This window comes from Martinezella rhizogenes, assembly GCF_000799715.1.
GTDB classification, from domain to species: Bacteria; Pseudomonadota; Alphaproteobacteria; order Rhizobiales; family Rhizobiaceae; genus Rhizobium; species Rhizobium rhizogenes_C.
Genome location: NZ_JUHG01000011.1, coordinates 1,312,077 through 1,334,501, shown reverse-complemented (window position 1 = coordinate 1,334,501; position 22,425 = coordinate 1,312,077). Strand labels below are relative to the sequence as shown.

21 protein-coding genes are annotated in these 22,425 nt (G+C 60.6%); 7 read left to right on the top strand and 14 right to left on the bottom strand.

All coding sequences use genetic code 11. The features are described from left to right. Positions 1–19: 19 nt before the first annotated feature. The 3 genes from EX00_RS10325 to tauA all read right to left on the bottom strand — a co-directional run bounded on the left by EX00_RS10325 (position 20) and on the right by tauA (position 2,722). A complete protein-coding gene (locus EX00_RS10325) occupies positions 20–859 on the bottom strand; it encodes an ABC transporter permease subunit (protein WP_047456817.1) in 840 nt (279 codons plus the stop codon). After that, a complete protein-coding gene (locus tag EX00_RS10320) occupies positions 856–1,653 on the bottom strand; it encodes a taurine ABC transporter ATP-binding protein (RefSeq protein WP_047456814.1) in 798 nt (265 codons plus the stop codon). Before EX00_RS10320 ends, EX00_RS10325 begins: the two co-directional genes overlap by 4 nt. 61 nt (positions 1,654–1,714) lie before the next feature. Then, positions 1,715–2,722, bottom strand: coding sequence for a taurine ABC transporter substrate-binding protein (gene tauA / locus EX00_RS10315; RefSeq protein WP_047456813.1), 1,008 nt, complete (start codon positions 2,720–2,722; stop codon positions 1,715–1,717). A gap of 223 nt (positions 2,723–2,945) precedes the next feature. Between tauA and EX00_RS10310 the strand changes: the two genes are divergently transcribed. Then, positions 2,946–4,316, top strand: a complete 1,371-nt coding sequence (locus tag EX00_RS10310) for an LLM class flavin-dependent oxidoreductase (RefSeq protein ID WP_047457682.1) — start codon at positions 2,946–2,948, stop codon at positions 4,314–4,316. Here the strand turns inward: EX00_RS10310 and EX00_RS10305 are convergent. The 4 genes from EX00_RS10305 to EX00_RS10290 form a co-directional block, all read right to left on the bottom strand. Continuing rightward, positions 4,313–4,969, bottom strand: coding sequence for a methionine ABC transporter permease (locus EX00_RS10305; protein WP_047456809.1), 657 nt, complete (start codon positions 4,967–4,969; stop codon positions 4,313–4,315). The genes EX00_RS10310 and EX00_RS10305 overlap by 4 nt on opposite strands. Further along, on the bottom strand, positions 4,959–6,044 hold the full coding sequence (locus EX00_RS10300) for a methionine ABC transporter ATP-binding protein (RefSeq protein ID WP_047456807.1): 1,086 nt from the start codon (positions 6,042–6,044) through the stop codon (positions 4,959–4,961). Before EX00_RS10300 ends, EX00_RS10305 begins: the two co-directional genes overlap by 11 nt. A gap of 120 nt (positions 6,045–6,164) precedes the next feature. Then, positions 6,165–7,010 carry a MetQ/NlpA family lipoprotein gene (locus EX00_RS10295; protein ID WP_047456806.1) on the bottom strand — a complete coding sequence of 282 codons (846 nt, stop codon included), beginning with the start codon at positions 7,008–7,010 and terminating at the stop codon, positions 6,165–6,167. A gap of 213 nt (positions 7,011–7,223) precedes the next feature. Beyond that, positions 7,224–7,700, bottom strand: a complete 477-nt coding sequence (locus tag EX00_RS10290) for a cupin domain-containing protein (RefSeq protein ID WP_047456804.1) — start codon at positions 7,698–7,700, stop codon at positions 7,224–7,226. 344 nt (positions 7,701–8,044) lie between these two features. On the opposite strand from EX00_RS10290, the gene EX00_RS10285 reads away from it, so the two are divergent. Continuing rightward, on the top strand, positions 8,045–8,434 hold the full coding sequence (locus tag EX00_RS10285; protein WP_047456801.1) for a BRA0787 family protein: 390 nt from the start codon (positions 8,045–8,047) through the stop codon (positions 8,432–8,434). 60 nt (positions 8,435–8,494) lie between these two features. Here the strand turns inward: EX00_RS10285 and EX00_RS10280 are convergent, their stop codons facing one another. After that, positions 8,495–8,908 carry a carboxymuconolactone decarboxylase family protein gene (locus EX00_RS10280; RefSeq protein WP_047456795.1) on the bottom strand — a complete coding sequence of 138 codons (414 nt, stop codon included), beginning with the start codon at positions 8,906–8,908 and terminating at the stop codon, positions 8,495–8,497. A gap of 241 nt (positions 8,909–9,149) precedes the next feature. Between EX00_RS10280 and EX00_RS10275 the strand changes: the two genes are divergently transcribed. Together EX00_RS10275 and EX00_RS10270 are read left to right on the top strand one after the other, a co-directional pair. Then, the gene (locus EX00_RS10275) at positions 9,150–10,310 is read left to right on the top strand and encodes a CaiB/BaiF CoA transferase family protein (RefSeq protein ID WP_047456794.1); all 1,161 of its coding nucleotides are present in this window, start codon (positions 9,150–9,152) and stop codon (positions 10,308–10,310) included. A 40-nt stretch (positions 10,311–10,350) separates the two neighbouring features. Continuing rightward, entirely contained in the window at positions 10,351–11,628 is a 1,278-nt protein-coding gene (locus EX00_RS10270) for an L-fuconate dehydratase (protein WP_047456791.1), read from the top strand. Positions 11,629–11,695: 67 nt separating this feature from the next. Here the strand turns inward: EX00_RS10270 and EX00_RS10265 are convergent, their stop codons facing one another. Together EX00_RS10265 and EX00_RS10260 are read right to left on the bottom strand one after the other, a co-directional pair. Then, the gene (locus EX00_RS10265; RefSeq protein WP_047456788.1) at positions 11,696–13,249 is read right to left on the bottom strand and encodes a VOC family protein; all 1,554 of its coding nucleotides are present in this window, start codon (positions 13,247–13,249) and stop codon (positions 11,696–11,698) included. 138 nt (positions 13,250–13,387) lie between these two features. After that, a complete protein-coding gene (locus tag EX00_RS10260; protein ID WP_047456787.1) occupies positions 13,388–13,615 on the bottom strand; it encodes a hypothetical protein in 228 nt (75 codons plus the stop codon). 508 nt (positions 13,616–14,123) lie between these two features. Here EX00_RS10260 and EX00_RS10255 point away from each other — a divergent pair. Then, positions 14,124–14,333, top strand: a complete 210-nt coding sequence (locus EX00_RS10255; RefSeq protein WP_007703204.1) for a cold-shock protein — start codon at positions 14,124–14,126, stop codon at positions 14,331–14,333. 346 nt (positions 14,334–14,679) lie between these two features. Here the strand turns inward: EX00_RS10255 and EX00_RS31430 are convergent, their stop codons facing one another. Beyond that, a complete protein-coding gene (locus EX00_RS31430) occupies positions 14,680–15,486 on the bottom strand; it encodes an AraC family transcriptional regulator (RefSeq protein WP_162184542.1) in 807 nt (268 codons plus the stop codon). Between the two features lie 109 nt (positions 15,487–15,595). Here EX00_RS31430 and EX00_RS10245 point away from each other — a divergent pair, with 109 nt between their 5' ends. Next, on the top strand, positions 15,596–16,750 hold the full coding sequence (locus tag EX00_RS10245) for an MFS transporter (protein WP_047456783.1): 1,155 nt from the start codon (positions 15,596–15,598) through the stop codon (positions 16,748–16,750). A gap of 217 nt (positions 16,751–16,967) precedes the next feature. Here EX00_RS10245 and EX00_RS10240 read toward each other — a convergent pair whose 3' ends face one another. Both EX00_RS10240 and ggt read right to left on the bottom strand, forming a co-directional pair. Continuing rightward, positions 16,968–18,422 (bottom strand): MFS transporter, encoded by a 1,455-nt coding sequence (locus tag EX00_RS10240; RefSeq protein ID WP_047456781.1) that lies wholly within the window; start codon positions 18,420–18,422, stop codon positions 16,968–16,970. A 339-nt stretch (positions 18,423–18,761) separates the two neighbouring features. Next, positions 18,762–20,507, bottom strand: coding sequence for a gamma-glutamyltransferase (gene ggt / locus EX00_RS10235; RefSeq protein WP_047456779.1), 1,746 nt, complete (start codon positions 20,505–20,507; stop codon positions 18,762–18,764). A gap of 343 nt (positions 20,508–20,850) precedes the next feature. Here ggt and EX00_RS10225 point away from each other — a divergent pair, with 343 nt between their 5' ends. Next, positions 20,851–21,048 carry a hypothetical protein gene (locus EX00_RS10225; protein ID WP_047456775.1) on the top strand — a complete coding sequence of 66 codons (198 nt, stop codon included), beginning with the start codon at positions 20,851–20,853 and terminating at the stop codon, positions 21,046–21,048. 2 nt (positions 21,049–21,050) lie between these two features. On the opposite strand, the gene EX00_RS10220 is transcribed toward EX00_RS10225, so the two are convergent. Continuing rightward, positions 21,051–22,316: a glycerate kinase type-2 family protein gene (locus EX00_RS10220; RefSeq protein ID WP_047456772.1), complete on the bottom strand. Its 1,266-nt coding sequence runs from the start codon at positions 22,314–22,316 to the stop codon at positions 21,051–21,053. Between the last annotated feature and the right edge of the window lie 109 nt (positions 22,317–22,425).

The window sequence follows — 22,425 nt, the reverse complement described above, 5'->3', positions numbered from 1 at the left end:
ATCAGCTCGGCCGGTCGGCTCAGCGATGGGCCGACCAGGGCACCAGGCGGCGTTCGATCAGCCGGACGGTGATCTCGAACAGGAAGGCTATCAGCGCGATGACGATGATGCCGCTGATGACGATATCGGTCACCAGGAACTGCGCGGCCGACTGGATCATGAAACCCAGGCCCTGTGACGCCGCGACCAGTTCTGCGGCGACCAGGGTGGACCAGCCGGCGCCGAGCGCGATGCGGATGCCGGTGAGGATCGAGGGGACGGCGCCCGGCAGGATGACGTGGCGCAGCACCTGCAATCTGCCGGCACCGAAGGAGCGGGCCGCGTTGACGTAGTCGACGGGAGCGGCCTTCACGCCGGCGGCGGTCGACAGGATGATCGGCGGCAGCATGGCGAGCGCGATGACGGTAATCTTCGATGCCTCCCCGATGCCGACCCAGATGATGACCAGCGGCAAATAGGCAAGCGGCGGCAATGGCCGCAGGAATTCGACGATCGGGTCGAGTATACCCTTACCGACACGGCTGGTGGCAATCGCCAGCCCGGCTGGGATGCCGATCACCAGCGAGACGGCGAGGCCGCCGAAGATTCTCAGAAGGCTGGCGAAGGCGTGTTCGACAAGCGTTGAGTCGACAAAGCCGGTGACGTTCAGCGCGTAGAGCGCCTTGGCGACGGTCCACGGCGAGGGCAGGAAGACGGGCGAAACGACGCTATAGGCCGCAGCAATGGCCCAGATCACCAGCAGCGCCAGCACGGTTGCGAGCGAGATCCACAGCGTCGAGCCGGACGAACTGTTCTTGGTTACGGGCAGGGCGTCGGATTTGGCGGCGACGGTCGCGATCTTTTCGATATCGGCGGTCAAGCTGCCTCCTCCTCATTCTCGTCGTGGATCAAGCTTGTCAGATCATCATGCAGCCGCTTGAATTCGGCGGAGGCCTTGATCTCGGCGAGCGGTTCGCCGGCGAGATAGCGCTTGCCGAAGGACAGCGGGATATCGGCGGTGATGCGGCCGGGATTGGGCGTCAGGGTGATGACGCGGGTAGCGAGCAACAGAGCCTCGTCAATGCTGTGGGTGATCAGCAGGGCACCGGTGCCGCTTTCCGACCAGACCTTCAACAGGAATTGCTGCATGCGGGTGCGGGTCAGCGCGTCCAGCGCGCCGAGCGGTTCGTCCATCAGCAAAAAACGCGGATCGGAGGCCAGCGCCCGGGCGATGCCGACCCGCTGGCGCATGCCGCCGGAGAGCTCCCAGATGTTGCGATCGCCGGCACCTTCCAGGCCGACCTTGGCGAGCAGCCCATCGGCGCGACGGCGGCGCTCTTCCTTCGCGATGCCGTGCAGGCGCAACGGAAAGGCGATGTTGTCGCGGGCATTGAGCCAGGGATAGAGCGCGTCGTCCTGGAAGACGACGGCGCGGTCGGCTGCCGGCCCGTCGATCTCCTTGCTGTCGACAAGGATGCGCCCGTCGCTGGGCGCGAGGAAGCCGGCGGCGAGATTGAGCAGGCTGGTCTTGCCCGAACCGGAGCGGCCGATGACGGTGACGAATTCGTCGGAGGCGATATGCAACGTGAGATTATCAAGGACACGGCGGGCATCCTGCCGGCGGCGGTCGCCTGGAAAGTTCAGCGAGACGGATTGCAGGGAGAGGATGCTCATATGTGGGGACTCCAATGAATAGGCGCGGGCAGGGAGCCCCTGCCTGCGCCAAGGGCATAAATCAAAGGCCAGTCTTGGCCGCGTCGGTGACGAACTTGGCGTTGACGTAGGGAGCATAGTCTTTCAACACTGCCGGGACCTTGCCTTGCTCCAGTAGGAATGCGGAGGTCTGGGCGATGGCCTTCGTGGTGTCGCCGCCGAGGAACTGGGTGCTCGCCTGCTCCTTGAGCGTCGGGAAATAATAGCCCTTCAGCAGCTCCGGCACGTCTTCCGGCTTGGCGCCGGTGAGTTTGGCGATCTTGGCGGCTTGCGGCGACGAGGCGTTCCAGCTTGCCGGATCGGCGTGGTAGGACGCATAGGCCTTGCCGGTGACCTGGACGAAGCTGGTCACGATCTCCGGATGGGCGTCGGCGAATTTCTTGCTGACGATCCAGGCGTCGAAGGTCGGGCCGCCCCATTTGGCCACATCGCCCGAGGTTGCGAGCACTTTGCCGTTCTTCTTAATCTGCGACAGGACCGGATCCCAGACATAGGCGCCATCAAGGTCGCCGCGCTCCCAGGCGGCGGCGATTTCCGGCGGGCGCAGGTTGAGGATCTGCACCGTCTTGGGATCGATGTTCCAATGCTTCAGCGCGGTCAGCAGGCTATAGTGCGAGGTGGAGACGAAGGGTGTGGCGATCTTCTTGCCCTTCAGGTCCTCCGGCTTGTCGATGCCCTTGACGGCGAGTGCTTCGGCATCGCTGATATTGCCGACGACGTAGATGGCTTCGATCGGCAATTCGCGGCTGGCGGCAGCGGCAAGCGGCGAGGAGCCGACATAGCCGATATCGATCGAGCCAGAGGCGATGGCGGCAACGACATCGGCGCCGCCGTCGAATTTATGCCAGCTGATCTTCGCGCCGGTCGCCTTTTCATAGTCGCCATCGGCCTGCGGTACGCGTGACGGCTCGACGATCGGCTGGTAGCCGATATTGAGGGTTACGTCGGCGGCACTTGCGTAGGAGCCGAACGTTGCGACAAAAACGGTGACAGCCGTAGTGGTCAGAAGATTGCGTCGATTGATGGTCATGATTTTCCCCCGGGCATGGTGCTTCGAAATGGTCTTTAATCGCTGACATGGCAGCTGATCCGCACTAATGATCGTGAAATTGATAGAAAATATAGAGATACAAAATTCCGGATTCGGGTCATCCGTCGCAACCTGCTTCCAAATATCGCGAAACTCCGGATCTTTTTGCGGCCGATGATGGAAAACAGGCGAGACGATGAATTCAAGGGTTGAGGACCGTGCAATGAAGCCGATGCAGATCTACGCCTTCGATATGAACTGCGTCGGGCATATCAATCACGGCCTCTGGACGCATCCGCGCGATCTGTCGCTGAACTATACCGATCTCGACTACTGGGTGGATTTCGCGCGCACGGCCGAGCGCGGCAAGCTGGATGGCATTTTCCTCGCCGATATCGTCGGTGTCTATGATGTCTACAAGGGTAGTCCCGAGACGTCGATCCGCACGGGTGCGCAGATACCGGTCAACGACCCGATCATCCCGCTCTCGGCCATGGCCTATGTGACGAAGCATTTAGGCTTCGGCGTCACCGTCAATACCACCTATGAGCCGCCCTTTCTCTTTGCGCGGCGGATGTCGACGCTCGATCATCTGACCAAGGGCCGCATCGGCTGGAACATCGTCACCGGCTATCTCGACAGCGCCGCCCGCAGCATGGGGATGGAGCGCCAGCCGGATCACGATGCCCGTTATGATGCCGCCGAAGAGTATCTCGAGGTCGTCTACAAGCTCTGGGAGGGTAGCTGGGACGATGACGCGGTCAAGCGTGATAAGGCGGGCGGGCTGTTTGCCGATCCATCAAAGGTGCGAGCCGTCCGGCATGAAGGCAGCCATTACCGGATGGAAGGCATTCACCTGAGCGAGCCGTCGCCGCAGCGCACGCCGTTGCTGTTCCAGGCCGGCGCTTCGGCTCGGGGCCAGGATTTTGCCGCACGGCATGCTGAATGCGTCTTCATCGCTAGCCCCGCACCGCAGGGGGCAAAACCCATGACGGATGCGCTGCGGCAGCGGGCCGTGGATTTCGGTCGGCGGGCCGACGATATCAGTATCCTCAATCTCATCACCGTCGTCGTCGGACGAACCGAGAAGGAGGCCGAGGACAAGTTGGAGGATTATCGCCGCCACGCCAGCATCGAGGCGTCGCTCGCGCATTATTCCAGCTCCATCGGCATCGATCTCTCCAAGTTCGGCCTCGACGAGCCGATCGAGCAGAAGACGACGAATGCGCAGCAGGCGGCTCTTGCCGTTGTGACCGGCAAGGTGAGCGGCAAGCCGGCGATGACCCCACGAGAGATCATCGACCAGATGGTGCTCGGCAGCCGGCAGAAGCCGATGGTCGGCTCGCCGGAGCAGATTGCCGATCGTCTTCAGCTATGGATGGAGGAGGGCGGCATCGACGGCTTCAATCTGGCGCGGACGGTGGCACCGGAAAGCCTGCGCGATTTTGTCGATCTCGTTATTCCGGTGCTGCAGGAGCGCGGGCTGTTCAAGGCGGATTATGCCGAGGGCACATTGCGCCAGAAGCTCTTTGGTCGAGGCGATGGGCGGCTGCCGTCCAGTCATCCGGCAGCCGCATTCCGTCATGGTGATTAGCGATGGTCGAGCTTGGCGACGAGGCGATCGCCGAGCCATTGCATGCCGCAGACGAGAATGATCAGCACGACGACGACGGCAATCATCACGCCGGTTTCGAAGCGCTGGTAGCCATAACGGATCGCAAGATCGCCCAGGCCACCGCCACCGATGGTGCCGGCCATGGCAGAGGCGCCGATCAGGGTCACCAATGTTACGGTAAAGCCGGCGACGATGCCGGGCAGGGCTTCCGGCACCAGCACTTCGCGGATGATGGTCCAGCGATTGCCGCCCATGGCGCGCACGGCGTCGATCAGGCCGCGATCGACTTCGCGCAGCGATACCTCGGCTATGCGGGCGTAGTAGGGAATGGCGGCGATGGTGAGCGGTACGATGGCCGCCGTTGTGCCGAGTGCCGTGCCGACGATCAGCCGTGTCAGCGGGATCAGCGCGATCAGCAGGATGACGAAAGGTACGGCGCGGAAGCCGTTGACCAGGGCCGCGAGGATGCGGTTGACGGTGAGCTGCTCGGCGATGCCGTCGCGGCCGGTGACGACCAAAGCGAGACCCAGCGGCAGGCCGATGACGAGCGAGAGCAGGCCGGATACGCCGGTCATCCAGATGGTTTCCCAGAAGGAGCGCCAGAGCAGGCTAAGGATGATGTCAGTTGTCATAGCCTAGAACCTCCACCCGGGCGGACCGGGCCGTCAGAAAATCAGTCACCTGTGCCGGCAGCGCCGAATCGCGCGTCGGCACGGCGATGAAAAAGCGGGCGACGGGCTGGTTCTGAGTATGGTCGATGCCGCCATGCACCAGGCGGAAAGAATGCGGCAGCGCGGCTGAGAGATCGGCGAACAGCGCGCCTTGCGCGGCGGGGCCTGCGAGGTCGATGCTGAGAATAGCCTCGGCTCCCGGCGTCTGCGACAGGCGTTCGGCGATATGATCGGGGAGTTGCGGGCGGATAGTGCTGAGCAGGCTTGCGGTGATCTCGGTCTGCGGATTGGCAAAGACCGACCAGACGGCACCCTCCTCGACGATCCTTCCGGCATCGATGACGGCGACGCGATCGGCGACCGAGCGCACCACTTCCATTTCATGAGTGATGAGCAGGATGGTGAGGCCAAGCTTGCGATTGATGTCCTTGAGCAACGCCAGGATCGACCGCGTTGTTTCGGGATCGAGGGCGGAGGTGGCTTCGTCGGAGAGGAGAAGCGCGGGGCGGGCGGCAAGCGCCCGGGCAATGCCGACGCGCTGCTTCTGACCGCCCGAGAGAGCCGCTGGATAGGCCTTCGCCTTGTCGGCGAGGCCGACGAGGTCGAGCAGCTCGCGGGCACGTTTCAGACGCTCGGCCTTGGCCACACCTTCGATCTTCAGCGGCAGAGCGACGTTCTCTTCCACTGTCTTTGCCGACAGAAGATTGAAGTGCTGAAAGATCATGCCGATGCGGCGGCGCAGCGGTTGCAGTTCGTTTTCTGACAAGCGGGCGATATCGCGTCCTTCGATATGGATCTCGCCGCTATCGGCACGTTCCAGCCCGTTCAGGCAGCGGATCAGCGTCGACTTGCCGGCGCCGCTGCGGCCGATAATGCCGACGATCTCGCCACGCCGGGCAGTCAGCGAAATACCGTCGAGCGCCGGCGTCGTGTCGAAGCGGCGGCGAACATCGACGAGGCGGATGATCTCGTCATTGCCCAGTGAGCCAGGCGGCGCGTGCCCCTTGACGGCGGTGGCGGGAACGAAGGAATTCATATCAATCTACTCTCGGCTTGTGTCGTCGGGTGCCGATCTGCTGAAAACACCGAAGGCGGTCCGAGCAAAAATGCCCAGGCCGCCTTGGTTTTCGGCGCAGCCCCCGGCGCTGAATTGCTGTTAATAGGCGCTGAGACCAGTGCCCTTGTAGACCTTTTCGAACTCGGCCTTGACCGTATCATTCTGGTAGGCGGAGACCAGCGTCTTTACCCAGGCCTCGTTCTCGTTGCCCTGCTTGACGGCGATGAAGTTGCGGTAGGGGTTGCCGTCGATCGGCTCCTGCGCGATGCGGTCTTTCGGCGAAAGTCCGCTCTTCAGCGCCCAGTCGGTGTTGACGACGGCGGCATCGAGGTCGTCGATCGAGCGGCCGACGATGCCGGCATCGAGTTCCTTGATTTCGACATTCTTCGGATTCTCGACGATGTCGGCGATGGTGGCGAGAATGCCGGTGCCGTCCTTGAGCTTGATGACGCCCTCGTTCTGCAGCACGCGGAGCGCGCGGCCCTCGTTGGACGGATCGTTCGGCACGCCGATGACGGCGCCCTTCGGCAGCTCGGCTACGGTCTTGTACTTCTTGGTATAGAGGCCGATCGGCCAGACGCCGGTATAGCCGACGCGGACGATGTGATAGCCGTGCTGCTTGATCTGGTTGTCGAGATAGGGCTGGTGCTGGAAGGCGTTGGCGTCGACTTCGCCACGCTCCAAGGCTTCGTTCGGCTGGGTATAATCGTTGAAGACGACGGTCTCTATCTTCAGGCCCTTCTTGGCGGCTTCCGTGGTGACCACGCGCCAGACGTCTTCGTCTTCCCCGCTGATGATGCCGACCTTGATCGTCTTGTCGGCGGCAAAAGAGGGGGTGGCGACAGTCAAGCCAACAACGGCGACAGCGGAGGCAATGAGGGCTGCAAGGCCGGCCCGGCGCGAGAAACGCAGCGTGTCGAGACCCTGAGAAGACTTTTTCGTCATGGGAAATCCTGTTCCATGTGATTGAGACGCCATTGTCTCGTTGACAGCCCCGATCATTTCAGACCGCCGTCGGTCACGCGAAGCAGGATCATTTGTTGTGCACCGCACTTCTGAAAAACTCTTTTTGAGCTGTGCCTGATCGAGAACTAATTTTCTATAGGGATGATATATTATTGTGCATCATGGAATCTGATTGCATGCGAATTGTGCATGTCAGCGATGGATTGGATCGATCCAGAGGACTTCCTCGGGCTTTTCCACCGGTTCGATATCGAGGTTGACGACGACCGGCTCCTGACCGGAGCGGACCAGCACGCATTCCAACGTTTCGTCGCGGCTGGCATTGATCTCCTGATGCGGCACGAAGGGCGGCACGAAGATGAAATCGCCGGGACCGGCTTCGGCAACGAATTCGAGGTTATCACCCCAGCGCATCCGGGCCTTGCCCTTGACGACATAGATGATGCTTTCAAGGTCGCCGTGATGATGGGCGCCGGTCTTGGCATTGGCGTGGATCGTTACGGTTCCGGCCCAGATCTTCTCGGCGCCGGCGCGGGCCTTGCTGATGGCGGTCGCCCGGTTCATGCCCGGCGTCTGCGCCGTGTTCGGATCGAGCGAATTGCCCGGAATGACCTTCACGCCATTGTCGCGCCAGTGGTCGGCAGGATGGTGGTCGTGATCGTTGCTCATGACGGTCCTTTCACTACCTGGGCGAGATTCGCACTTTTTCCAATGGCGAAGTCTGATTTCACTCTACGGCGAAGCCATTCAAAAATATAGGGAATTGCAGAAAATTTAGAAAGAGGCTTTTCAAGTCGAGATTAATCTATAGACTTGATCAAGTTAAGTGACCGGTGGGAACATTTCGTGTGCTCCCGCGTTGCGCCGGTTATGAAAGATAATTTGCCGCGCCGCTTGTCCGATTGATGCATCCGGGGCGCGCCAAATCCAGAAGCAGCGCGTGGGCCTCGGGGAGAGGCCGATTAGTTTCTACATTATGTATGCGCCGGACTTCCACTTGAAAGGAGACAGACATGTCTAATGCCTTGCCGCCCCTTCATGAGGGTCATGCCCCCATTACCTTGCAGCAGCTCTTCCGGGAAGCGCTCTATGCATTCGAGGAATGGGATGCGGAGGTCACTGAACCGATCGTGACGTTCGACGGAAGAATTCTTCCCGTCAGTGTCGTTTTTGAAGCCATGCGCGAATGCACCGACATCGTGCCGAACAACATCGTTTCGGCGGTTACCGAGCGGCTGACCAAGCCTTGGGCGGGCGAAGGTCCGCTGGATACGATGACCTTTTCGACCGCTGCCCGGGTGATGGGCGTTCTCGTCCGCAAGCGGCTCCTGGCCGTCAGCAATGGCGTCGATGTCGTCGCGGTTGCCGTAAAGGGCCAAGCGACGGAAAAGTCGGATCGCTAAAAACAGCATGTGATCTATCGAGGAGCCCGCCGGCTGATGCCGGCGGGCTTTTTTGCGATATCAGCGGCGGCTGACATCGAATTCAGGATCAACTGGAATCTGCATTGCCGTCACCAGATGGTTGGTCTGTCCGGCAAGGCCGATGACAGCCAACAACTCGCCATGCTGCGCGTCCGTCATGCCCTTTGCCCTGGCGGCGGCGGTATGTGAATGGACGCAATAAGTGCAGCCATTGGCCGTGGATACCGCAATATAGATCATCTCGCGCACCAGCGGATCAAGCGTCCCCTCAGTCATCATCACCGCCTTCAGCCCTTCCCAGGTGCGCTTCAGAAGTGCTGGATCATTGGCAAGGCCCCGCCAGAAATTATTGACGAAATCGGATTTTCTCACCGTGCGGATGTCGTCAAACACGGCCTTGACCGCCGGGATCGCCTCGGCCTCCGTATCATTCAGTAATTTGACTGTCGTCATCTCAACTCTCCTCTTAGCAGACCGCGTTGGTGCGAAAGCATAGCGCATTTTCGGGCGGCCTGCGCAGAAGGACGGATCGATTACGCCGCCTCTTTTTGTTTGCAAAACATATCCATATGTGAAAATACTATTTACATAAGAAGATTTAATGCGGTGAGCGCAAGGTCCGGTCAATAGTTGCGTCGATTGATATCGAGATGTGCGGCCTGTCGGGGACGATGTCGGGGAAGCGGAAATAGCCATGGTCGTGGAAAGGGAATTGCCGCTGGCCGGCCTGCTAGTTGTGGATATGAGCCAGTTCCTGTCCGGACCCTATTGCACCCTCCGACTGATGGATCTTGGCGCCAGGGTCATCAAGATCGAGCGGCCGGACGGCGGCGATCTCTCCCGCCGGCTTTATCTCAATGACAACGAGAGCGGCGATTCGACGATTTTTCATGCCATCAACCGCTCCAAGGAGAGCCTGGCGATCGACCTGAAGAGCGAGCGCGACATGCAGGCGTTGCGCCGGCTGATCTCGCAGGCTGATGTCCTGGTGCAGAATTTTCGGCCCGGCGTGATCGAGCGGCTTGGCTTGGGTTACGAGGCCGCGCGCAAGATCAACCCGCGGCTCGTCTATTGCTCGATCAGCGGCTATGGCGAGGAGGGTCCCTGGGTTCCCCGTCCGGGGCAGGATCTGCTGGCGCAATCGCGCTCCGGCGTCATGTGGCTGAACGGCGACGAGGGGCACGGGCCGGTGCCGTTCGGCCTGGCGATCGGCGACATGCTGGCGGGGGCGGCTGCGGCACAGGGTATTCTGGCGGCGCTGGTGCGTCGCGGCGTCACTGGCAAGGGCGGACTGGTGGAGACGAGCCTGCTGGAGGCGCTGGTCGATCTGCAGGTGGAGGTTCTGACCGTCCACATGAACAGCGGCAACAAGCTGCCGCAGCGTTCCGGCTTTCGCAGCGCGCATGCCTATCTCTCGGCACCCTATGGTGTCTATCCCGCTAGCGACGGTTATCTTGCCATTGCCATGACGCCGATTTCGAAACTCGCCGACTTGCTCGGCATGGACGAACTTGCGCCCTATCGCGACGATCCCAAAAGCTGGTTCACGGCGCGCGACGAGATCAAGACGCTGATTGCGGCGCGGATAGTCGCCGGCACGGTCGATGAATGGCTTGCCATCCTCGAGCCGGCGGATATCTGGTGCGCCAAGGTGCTGGACTGGCCGGAGCTGCTGCAGAGCGAAGGATTCGGTGCGCTCGACATGTTGCAGACGGTTGGTCGCGGCGATGGCGTTTCCCTGGCGACGACACGGTCTCCCATCCGGATCGACGGAGAGCGACCGAAATTCGAGCGTGCGGCCCCCGAAGTCGGCGAGCATAATGCGGCGATCTGGGAAGAATTCGATCTCGGCTAACGACCGAGGGATCGCCCGAGAGATTTAGAAGGAGTTTCCCATGACACGCATCACCAATCTCCGCGTATTCGACCTGCGCTTTCCCACATCGCAGAGCCTCGACGGCTCCGATGCGATGAACCCGGATCCGGATTATTCCGCCGCCTACGTCATTCTCGATACCGACAAGCCCGGTCTTGCGGGCCACGGCCTGACCTTCACCATCGGCCGTGGCAACGACATCTGCTGCATGGCGATCGAGGCGATGCGGCATCTGGTCGTTGGTACCGAGCTTGCAACCGTGCTGGAAAACCCCGGCAAATACTGGCGGCACCTGACCAGCGACAGCCAGCTACGCTGGATCGGCCCGGAGAAGGGCGCCATGCATCTTGCCACCGGCGCGGTCGTCAATGCCGTCTGGGATCTGCTTGCCAAGGAGGCCGGCAAGCCGGTCTGGCGACTGGTGGCTGATATGGATGCGGAGCAGATCGCCGATATCGTCGACTACCGTTACATGACCGATGTCCTCACCCGTGACGAGGCCGTCGCCATCCTAAAGAAGGCCGAGCCCGGCAAGGCGGAGCGCGTCGCCACCCTCGAGCGCGAGGGCTATGCCTGCTACACGACCTCGGCCGGCTGGCTCGGCTATGGCGATGACAAGCTGCGCCGCTTGTGCCAGGAGGCGATCGATGCCGGCTTCAACCATGTGAAGATGAAGGTCGGCCGCGATCTTGAAGACGACATCCGCCGGCTCACCATCGCCCGCGAGGTGATCGGCCCGGATCGTTACCTGATGATTGACGCCAATCAGGTCTGGGAAGTCGGTCAGGCGATCGACTGGGTCAATAAACTTGCCTTCGCCAAACCCTTCTTCATCGAGGAGCCGACCAGCCCCGACGACGTCGCCGGGCACCGCAAGATCCGCCAGGCGATTGGCCCGGTGAAGGTCGCGACCGGCGAGATGTGCCAGAACCGCATCATGTTCAAGCAGTTCATCGCCGAAGGTGCGATCGATATTGTGCAGATCGATTCCTGCCGCATGGGCGGCCTGAACGAGGTTCTCGCCGTGCTGCTGGTCGCTGCCAAATACAACCTGCCGGTCTGGCCGCATGCCGGTGGCGTCGGTCTCTGCGAATATGTGCAGCATCTGTCGATGATCGACTACGTCGCCGTCTCCGGCACCAAGGACGGCCGTGTAATCGAATATGTCGACCATCTGCACGAACATTTCATCGACCCCTGCATCATCCGCGACGCCGCGTATATGCCGCCAAGCCTGCCGGGCTTCTCGATCGAGATGAAGCCGGAGTCGATTGTGGAGTATACGTTCAAGGGGTGATGCGTCATCCCATGAGGAAGCAAAGGCCCGCCGTTTGGTGGGCCTTTGTTTTTTGCGTTATCTCGGCTCAGTTCGAGCGCTTCAACCAGGCCTGGATGAGCGGCACGTCGGCATCGGTCAGTTCATGGCCATAGGGGATCGTCTGCAGGTTCACCGTTGCGCCGCCGGCCCGCAGGCGTTCGGCGAGGGGTTGCGAATAGGGGCCGTACATATCCTTCTCACCGGCGATGATCAGTACGTCGGCGTCCGACATGTCTGCCTGTGGTGGGTCGGTGAGCACGGCCATGGAGCGCAGCAGGACGGAGCGACGGATAAGGTGCGGCTGTAGCGACAGTATGGCGTTGAGAAAGTTGGCGCCGTTTGAATAGCCGATATAGACGATACGCTCCGGGTCGAGGCCGTAGGCATGGATCGCGCCGTCGATGAAGGCGGCGAAGGCTTCCGCCTCCCTGGCGATATCGACCTGGTCGAAGGAGAAGGACGTGACGCGGCGATACCAGCGCGGCGAGCCTTCCTCCAGTGCCCGGCCGCGCACGCCGAGCAAGGTCGCCTGTGGGTCGACCTTGTGGGCGATCGGCAGCATCGTCGTCTCGCTGGCGCCCGAGCCGTGCAGCAGGATGAAGGTGTTCCCGTTCGGCTCCTGCGGGGTGAAGAAGCGATGGATGAATGGCAGGTCGCGATAGATGACACGCGGCTCGCTTGGCATCGAGAATTGCGGCAGGATGACATTCAGCTCCGTCAGCCGCTCTGGATTGTCGTCGGGCGCGAACAGGCGCGTGCCGAGCGTCGCCTCATCTTCATCTACCAGCAGTCCTGGCTCATCCGTCGCAAGCTCGAACAGGATGCCACCAGGCTCGCGAACATAGAGCGAGCGGAAATACTTCCGGTCATGCAGTACCGTCGGCGAGGAGTTGAGCGCCTGCAGTCCGTCGCGAACCGCTTGCAGCTCGGCATCGTCGGCGGCTCGAAAGGCCACATGATCAACCGTGCCGGTTCCAGGCGCGCTTGCCCAGAAGCCGCTCGCATCGCGGATGTCGATGATGTCGCCGGGTTCCGCGACGAGGCGGCTGATCGCGCCGTTCACCGCCTGCGGCTGATAACCGAAATGCTTGACTAGAAGACTTTGCGTCTGTTCCGGCGTTTCGCTGAACAGCGTTGCGCCGCGAATACGCCGGATGGCATGTTCGGGCGGGATTGTCCCGCTGGTCCAGGGAGCGGCTGATGGCAGCTCTCCCGCACCGACCAGTTTGACGATGACGCCGTCCGGATCTTTCAGGCGCAGGACCGGCTCGCCGAATTCTTCCGAGGGACCTTCCGGCTTCAGGCCCGCGCTCAGGGCACGCGTCAGCCAGAAGCCGATGCTCATTGGGTCGATGGCGAGCGAAATTTCGCCGACCTGGCCGACGCCGGCGCGGCCGGGGGCGCCGTCTTCCCAGACGAGGAAGGTGATCAGCGATCCCGGCGATCCCGTGGCGTCGCCATAAAGGAGATGCAGTTGCGTCGCATCCTCGAAGCCGCCGGTGCGCTTGACGAGCCGCAGGCCAAGAAAGCCTGCGTAGAAATCGACATTCGCCTGCACCTTGCGAGTGATCAGCGTGATGTGGTGAATGCCGGCGACCATGGGATGCTCCAGAATGGATTGCAAGTTTGGTCGCTATTTAGGGCGGAAGCCGCCGTCAATTCAATGCGCAGTCCATGGAGACAGTGTTCACTAAACGCATAGCGTCCGTTGCCTGTCACGGATCGGATCAGGCTTTGCTTATCCGGATGTCTTGGCGGCTTTCTTCTTGGGCTTTGCCTTTGGTTCGTCTGGCGGCAGCAATGCTTCCTGCTGCAGGCGAAGCTCCCGCAGGCGCGCGGTCTTCTTTTCGCGGATTGTCTGCTCGCTGGCCAGGATATCCCTGACGGTGGAGTCGAGCTGGCTGGCCTTGACCAAGGATGCCTGTTTCTTGGATCCGAATAGGTTGTCTTTGTTAGGCGGCGCCATGTTGGCCTCCAGGGTTCGTGTCGGCGTTGGCGTTGCTTGCGGACTTGCGCGGGTAGTCTGCGCGCCTGCAAGGCGAGAAATCCCATCCTGTATCGGATGGCGCCGGTATTGGCGATATAATTCTGTCGCTTTCCAAGACGTAAGGCGAGATTTCAGTGTTGAAACCGAGGATATGGAAAGAAAAACTCCGATAAACCTTGCGGGATTCAGTCCAAAAATCACGAAAATATCTGGAAAAAGACCAATGAATCTTGCCTCTCAAGACGTGATGATTTTATGTCGCGCAGGCTGATTTTTATGAAATATTTGGTCGTTTTCGATGTTTTATATGTTTTTCCTTGTGGAGAATTCGATCCTCCGATATAAGCCGTGCATCGATATTGCTGAATGAACTTTGCCTCGACGCACTCTGCGCGACACTGACGAACTTCCTCTCAAAATCGGTCTACTGCACCCGGGTGGTTGCCTGGAATGCGATCTTTATATGAGTGATTGAAAGGTCATCGTTATGAGCACAGGTACTGTAAAGTGGTTCAATGCTGCCAAGGGTTTTGGTTTCATTCAGCCTGACGACGGCGCAACGGACGTTTTCGTGCACATTTCCGCTGTTGAACGCGCTGGAATGAGCAGCCTCCGTGATGGCCAGAAGATTTCCTACGAGCTTGTCAAGGACAAGCGTTCGGGCAAGATGTCGGCTGATCAGCTGGAATCTCTGTAAGCATCTGCCTCCGGTCTTTGACCACGGATGTACTGGTATAGATCGTTGAGGCGATGAAGGAAGAGGTCGGGTCACCCCGGCCTTTTTTGTGTTTTGCTCCAGGCGAGCCGTGATCGAAAAGCCCTGGTCCAAGAGCCAGTGCTTAGCTGAGATGTGGAATCAAGGCAAATAATAGTGCCAAATCCACTTGCGGCATGGGTTGCGGGCGTTTTTCTTGCCAGAAATGTCTTCGTGAAGCATTCTGCATGCTGTTGCAGAGCGCCCGTTTTGCGGCGTTGCGAAATTTAGTCGCAAAACTCTTGCTTTAATTGGGACTTTTGCAACAGTCGCAAAGAGCCCATTGTTGTTAATTCGTCAGATTGCGGCGAATATCGGCTGCTTTGCTGAAAGCGCTTGGGCTCACTCCGAGAGTATTGCGGAACATGTAAGTGAACGCGCTCGATGACTCATAACCCGAATTGAGCGCCACCGAACTGACTTTCTCGCCAGCCGCAAGTTGCGATACAGCGTGAAGGATACGGGCCTGTCGCAACCAGCGCGAAGGTGGCATGCCTGTTTCTGCGATGAATAGCCGTTCGATCGTTTTGCGGCTGGCGGCGGCATTGGCAAGCCATGAATCGACCAGATCCACCGTACCCGGATTGTCCAGGGCGGCCTGGGCGAATTTTCGGATTCGCTTGTCCTGGGGCATGACGATCGAAAGCGGCACATCCTTGGCCCCGACGATTTCATGCCGAAGCAAAGCGTGGAGTGCGACGGTGTGACGGCTCGCGCGGCCAGATGCGTTCTCGGGCATGGTTGCGGATATCAGGGTGCTCAGAAGCGGCGTCATTGCCATAATGCGGCTTTCCGTGCCGAGCTTCCGCGACTCTTCCCGGTTTACATCGACGTAGAGCATCTCGTTGTTCGATCCGTATCGCATCCAATGCTCTACGTCCGGCGGAATCCAGACCACCATCGCGGGGCTCAGCAAGAGAACGCGGTTCCGAGTGCCGACATACATCGAGCCGGAAGCGGCTGAAGTGAGCTGCCCGAAGTCATGGGTGTGCCAGTCGGAACTTTCACCAGACGCTGGCCTGATTGTCTCACCGAGATAACGGGGCCTCCGTGTCTCCGCTGGAGCCTTTGGCAAGCTGTACTGCGAGATGTCCATGATCTGACGATTCCTAGATGCATCTAGTCCTTTTACCGACAGAAAGACATAGCGAAAACCGTTAAAGTATTCCAGATACCCCAACACACAATATGAGAGAGCATGCGACATGATCGCCGCGAGATCACACGAGGCTGATGCGCCAGATTGGGCCGCTATCGCTATTGTAATATTGAGCGTCACTGCTTTCGCGATAGCCCAAGGTCTTACTTTCCCGCTCATTTCTCTGATGCTGCAAGGTAAAGGGATATCCGGACGACTAATTGGACTCAATGCTGCGGGTTACGCGGTGGGAGCGGCGACCGCCGTTCTGATGATCGACAAGCTGACCGCCAGATTTCGTGGAGACCGTTTGATCATAGCAGCCTTGTTTGGCTGTTCCGTGTGTTTGGCGGCATTTGCGCTGACTGATCATCTTCTTCTCTGGTTCGCCGCGCGCTTCGTGATCGGCTTCTGTGCCAGCCTGATCTCTATTCTGAGCGGCGCATGGCTGAACACCGCGAGTCCGAACCGCATCCGTGGGCGCATCTCCGGATTTTACGGGGCTGGAATGTGCGCGGGCTTTGCTGCCGGGCCTCTGGCCATTCCCCTTCTCGGTACGGAGAACGGTTTCGCCTTTGCCTTGGTGGCCGTTTATGTCGCGCTCATCGGCTTCGCCAGCGTGGCCTTCAGCGGCAACACGCGTACACTGCCCCAACGCGCGCCCACCGGCGCGCTGTTCCGCTTCATCCGGGCTGCGCCCGTTCTGGTTCTCATGGAATTGGCCTTCGGATTCGCCGATATTGCCGCAATCTCGGGCATGGCCGTCTATTTCGTCCGCGTCGGCCACTCCGAAGCCTTTGCCGCCTATGCCATCACCGTTTTGTCGCTACCGACCGCGCTTGCGCAGCCATTGGTTGGATGGCTGCTGGACAGAACCTCGCGCGCAGGAGTCGCGTTCGGCTGCGGGCTTCTGGGTGCGGTCGTGTTCCTGCTGATCCCGTTCTTGCACTCCGAGGCTGCAATCCTGGTGGCGTTCGCGGTCATCGGCGCGGCAACCTTCGCCTTGAGCACATGCGCCCTCACAATTTTGGGCGAGAGGTTCGAGGGCGGCATGCTGGTTGCCGGCACTGCCAGCTTTTCCCTCGCCTACTCGGCGGGCAGCGTAATGGGTTCCACTGGTACCGGCTTCGTCATGGACCTGATTTCGCCTGCTGCGGTGCCAACAAGCGTTGGCTTAGGGCTCCTTGCCTTCACGGTTCTAATGGCTTTCAAGCGACCCTAAACAAGATAACTCCCACAGCAGTTTTTGCATGAACTACGTGGGCGATTGATTTGCCGGAGTCATCGATTTTGTCGCAAAACTCAATCGCAGACATCGAAGTTGTGCGACCGTTTTTTGCGGCAGTGAGCATTCCGCATTTTAGTTAGTGTCTGGCGTCCACGGCTGGCGCTTTTGTCCCATCAGCTTCGGGTGGACCCTATATCAACACTTGCGGCTCTCAGTGCCCGCCGAGCATATCCTCGGGCGGCTTCTTGCGGTGGCCGCTGATTTCGGAGCCGGCGGTGCGCGAGAATTGGGCGTTCCAGATTCCGGCGAGAAGCGCGATAGCGGTGACGACGATGAAGGCGACGGAGAAGTCGCTCATTTCGGCGGTCGCATGTCCGCGCGCCTGCATCGAGCCATGCAGGGCAAGGGCAGCGATGCAGATGCCGAGCGAGAGCATCAACTGCTGGAACGTCGAGTAGAAGCTCGTCGCCGAGCTCATCTGGTCGCGTTCGATCTCGTCATAGGCGATGGTGTTGTAGGCCGTGAACTGGAACGACATGAAGAAGCCGCAGAAGAACAGGATCGCAAAGATCACCGGCAGCGACCAGTCGGGCTGAAAGATCGAGCAAAGCCCGTAGCCGAGCGTGCCAATGATGCCGAAGATCAGCAAGGCGGTGCGGAAGCCGAGCGTGCGCAGGATCCTGACCTGCAATGGCTTCATCGCCATGGAACCGAGCGCGGTCGCAATAGCGATCTGGCCGGCGGCGGCCGCCGACATTCCGAAGCCAAGCTGCAGCATCAACGGGATAAGGAACGGATGCGCGCCCTGGCTGATGCGGGTCAGCGAGCCGGCGATGACGGATGTGCGGAAGGTCGGCACCTTCATCAGCGAGAAATCCATGATCGGCGACGGGTGCTTGCGGGCATGGCGCAGGTAAGCGATGCCGAAGAGCAGGCCGATCGCGATCAGGAAGATGGCCATGTAGCCTTCGCCCTCGCGGCTCGACATTTCGAAGCCGAACAGTAGCGAGCCGAGCGAGATGCCTGAGAGGATGAAGCCCGAGAGATCGAAGCGGCCGTTGCGGGGGCCTTTCACCTCTTCGATGAACATCGACACCAGGATGAAACCGATGATGCCGATTGGCACATTGATGTAAAAGATCCAGCGCCAGTCGAGATAGGTGACGAACAGGCCGCCGACCGGTGGGCCGAGGATCGGGCCGACAAGCGCCGGAATGAGCAGCCAGGACATGGCGTTCACCATATCCTTGCGCGCGACGCTGCGCATCAGCACCAGGCGACCGACCGGAAGCATCATGGCACCGCCGAGGCCCTGTATCAGGCGGGCGATGACGAGGAGAAACAGGTTCGGCGCCTGGGCGCAGAGGATCGAGCCGACGACGAAAATGGCAATCGCCGTTCGAAAGACGGTGCGCGACCCGAAGCGGTCGGCAATGGCGCCGCTCGCCGGAATGAAGATTGCAAGGCTGAGCAGATAGGAGGTGAGCGCGATGCTCATGGCCGGCGCGCTGACGCCGAAGTCCCTCGCCATGGTCGGCAGGGCCGTGGCGAGCACGGTTGCGTCAAGCTGCTCCATGAACATGGCGCTTGCGACGATAAGCGCTACTACACGAAAATTCGGTGCGGCCCGCCGGGTTGGGGCGGCCTGGAAAATCTGATCCGACATTGTCGGGGATCGCTCTCGATGGTGCGGAGGGGTCCAAAGACAGAACCGCAAGTCTGACAACAGCGCAAAGGCCGATTGGAATGCGGGTTGTATACTCTCGCTCGCGCGCGATGACTATATCAGAAATCGCAAATCTTATTGATCGAAATGGAAAAAGTGACGCAGGTGGGCAGGAATGCCACAGCCGATGAATGCCAGATGAACAAAGGGCCGCGATCGAGCGTGGTTGTGTCGATCGCAGTCTGTTTTCCCGTGTAAGATGGTGTGTTTCGTCGATGGTTTTCGGCCGGCAATACGCTCCGATAGCGGAGCCATCGCCGGCCGGATCGACTGAAGGGATCAGTAGCCGCCGGCGAGGCCCGAGCCGGCACGGCTGTCCATCGCGCCATTGTAGCGGGCGCCATCGCCCTTGGCGATATCGCTGAGGCTCTTGCCGCCGACGAGAATACCGGCCGCCTTCCCCCAGACCGGCCAGTCGCCGCCGATCTGGACATTGTATCCCATACCGGTCAGCAGCTTGATCGTGTCGGGCGAGAGGGCATAGGGCTCGGTATAGATTTTGTCCGGCAGCCATTGGTGATGGATGCGCGGCGCGTCGATCGCCTGCTGGATATCCATGCCGAAATCGATGACGTTGATGATGGTTTCGAGCGTGATGGTGATGATGCGCGAGCCGCCGGGGCTGCCGATGACCATGAAGGGCTTGCCATCCTTGGCGATGATCGTCGGGCTCATGGAGGAAAGGGGCGTCTTCTTCGGCTGGATGGCGTTGGCCTCGCCCTGCACCAGGCCGTAAAGGTTCGGCACGCCGGGCTTGGAGGTGAAATCGTCCATCTCGTTGTTGAGGAGGACGCCGGTGCCGGGCGCGACGACGCCGGCGCCGAAAGAGCCGTTCAGCGTGTAGGTGACGGCCACCGCATTGCCGTCATTGTCGATGATCGAATAATGCGTTGTCTCATGGCTCTCGCCGAGACCCTTGGGCATCAGATCCTTCGAGACGCCGGCACGGTAGGGATCGATGCTGTCGCGGATCTTTCTGGCATAGTCCTTGTCCAGCAGCTTGCTGACCGGATTGTCGACGAAATCGGGATCGCCCAGGGTGGAGTTGCGGTCGACATAGGCGTGGCGCATGGCTTCGGTCATGAGATGCACGGTGTCGGCCGAGGCGTAGCCTGTATAGGGAAGCGGGTAGCCCTCCAGCACATTGAGGATTTCGCAGATGATCACGCCGCCGGAAGAGGGCGGCGGCGAGGAGATGATCTCGTAGCCGCGATAATTGCACTTCACCGGATCGAGTTCGCGGACCTTGTACTGGTCGAAGTCAACCTTCGCCAGGATGCCGCCCTTGTCCTGGCTGGCCTTGACGATCGCATCGGCGGTCGGTCCCTTGTAGAATCCATCAGGCCCCTGTTCGGAAATGCTTGACAGCGCCGCGCCGAGGTCCGGCTGGGTGAACCTGTCGCCGGTCGAGAAGGGCGCGCCGTTCGGCTTGGTGAAGATCGCGGCGGTCGCCGGATCGCGCGACAGCCACTTCTTGCCCTCGTTCAGTTCGGCGGTATCGGCCTGGTTCAGCACGAAGCCTTCCTTGGCGTAGCGGATCGCCGGCGCCATCAGCTCCTGGCGGGTTTTCGTGCCGTATTTTTCGCGGGCAGTTTCGAAGCCCATGACAGAGCCGGGAACACCGACGGCGAGATAGCCATCCGTGCTGGCGCCCTTGACGACATTGCCCTTGTCGTCGAGGTACATGGTCTTGGTCGAAGCCTGCGGCGCGCGTTCGCGGAAATCGAGGAAGGCGGTCTTGCCGTCCTTCAGCCGGATGGTCATGAAGCCGCCGCCACCGATATTGCCGGCGGTCGGATAGACCACGGCGAGCGCATAGCCGACCGCCACTGCCGCATCGACGGCATTACCGCCGCTTTTCAGCACGTCCACACCGATGTCTGTCGCCAGATGCTGGGCGGTCACCACCATCCCATGGTCTGCCTCGACCGGCTGGGGTGCCGCGGCCTGGACTGTGGTGATGGAGAAAAGCCCGAAGGCGAGGATGGTTGCCGAGGATATCGCCCGCTGGCGGAAATGGCGCATGATGGTCCCTCTTGGAGTTTGTTATCGGGATAAAGGAGCGCATCGCGGGCAGGGTGTCCAGTGTGACAAAAGCGATTTCCGACCGCGTAAATGCACTGGTCTTCGTGGCCGCCGGCGCAGGAACGGCTCGGCAAAAGGCGGCCCTCCAGCCGCGATACTCGGAGCCATTGTCGGCCTTTGAAACCTCCGAGTATTAAATGCAAATCGTGCGATCGCGCTTTCGTATTAATGCCGCCGTGAAATGCAGGACACCGGCGCTTTCCACGCTCGCAATATTTTATTCATCAGAGTAGTCTACTTTAGGTGTGTATATCGAGGCCGAAGTATTGCGTGGAGAGTAACGATGGCCGTCACGAAACTTGAGCAGTGGAAGAACGAGCGCAAGAATAGGCCCAAGCCCGTCGTCGTTGCCGAAAAGACGCATGTCGTCGAAATCGAATGCGGCCATTGCCGCCGGCATTTCTTCCGGTGGATATCGACGGCGCCGGCCTATTGGCGTTGCGACGATTGCGCGCAAACCGCCGATCTCGTTCAATCCTGACGTCAGGCGATCAGAATAGCTCTGATGTCATTGACGTTCGTACCGGTCGGACCGGGGACGAAGAGATCGCCGATCGCGTTGAATGCCGTCCAGGCATCATTGTTTCTGAGCATCTCGGCGGGCACCAGTCCAGCCCCGCGCAGGCGCGCCACCGTGCCGGCGTCAGCAAAGGCGCCGGCATTGTCCTCGCTGCCGTCGATGCCGTCGGTGTCGGCGGCCATGGCGTGAATGCCGGCATGGCCGTCGATATCGATCGCCAGCGACAGCAGGAATTCGGAGTTTCGTCCGCCCTTGCCCTTGCCTGTCAGGGTTACGGTCGTCTCTCCGCCGGAGAGCAGCACGATCGGCTTGGTGAAGGGCCGATTGCGATGCAGGATCTCGCGAGCGAGGGCGGCATGCATGTGAGCGGCCTCGCGGGCCTCGCCCTCAATCGCATCCGAAAGAATGGCGGCCTCGATGCCGGCTTCGCGCGCTATCTTGGCCGCTGCCTCAAGTGAAACACCCGCCGAAGCGATGAGATGCACTTCATTGCGGGCAAAGCGCGGATCGCCTGGCCGCGGCGCATCGGCCTCCGGCTTTTCGATATGCGCGAGGACGGCGGTGGGCAGGTCGATGCGGTAGAGACGGATGAGGTCCAGCGCTTCAGCGCGCGTGCCGGCACCTGGCACGGTTGGGCCGGAGGCAACGAGGGCCGGATCGTCGCCCGGAATGTCGGAGACGACCAGCGAGACGACCCTGGCCGGATAGGCTGCCGTGGCGAGACGGCCGCCCTTGATGGTCGACAGGTGCTTGCGGATGACGTTCATGACTGAGATCGGTGCGCCGGAGGCGAGGAGCGCCTTGTTGACGGCGATCTCGTCGGCAAGGGTGAGGCTGCCTGCAGGTGAGGGCAGCAGTGCCGAGCCACCACCGGAGATCAGCGCGATCACGAGATCGTCTTCCGTCAAGCCATCGACCAGCTTCAGCAGCCGCCCGGAGGCGACAAGGCCGGCCTGGTCGGGCACGGGATGGGCGGCTTCGATGATCTCGATGTGGCGGCAGGGAGCGGCAAAGCCATATCGCGTCACCACCAACCCTTCCAGCGGGCCGTCCCAGCATTGCTCCAACGCGGCTGCCATCTGCGCCGATCCCTTGCCGGCGCCGATGACGATGGTCCGCCCTTTCGGCTTTGCAGGCAGGTGCGCGCGAATGCCGGTCATTGGATCGGCGGCGCGGACGGCGGCGTTAAAGAGGGAAGTGAGGAAGGCGCGGGGATCGGAAACGGTCATGTCGAAATCTGCCTGTCTGCGATGAGCTCGTAACCATTTGGTGGCTCAACTGGCGCCAACGCGCAAGGGTGGGGAAGGCCGATTGTGTCGTGCAATGTGAATCCCTATG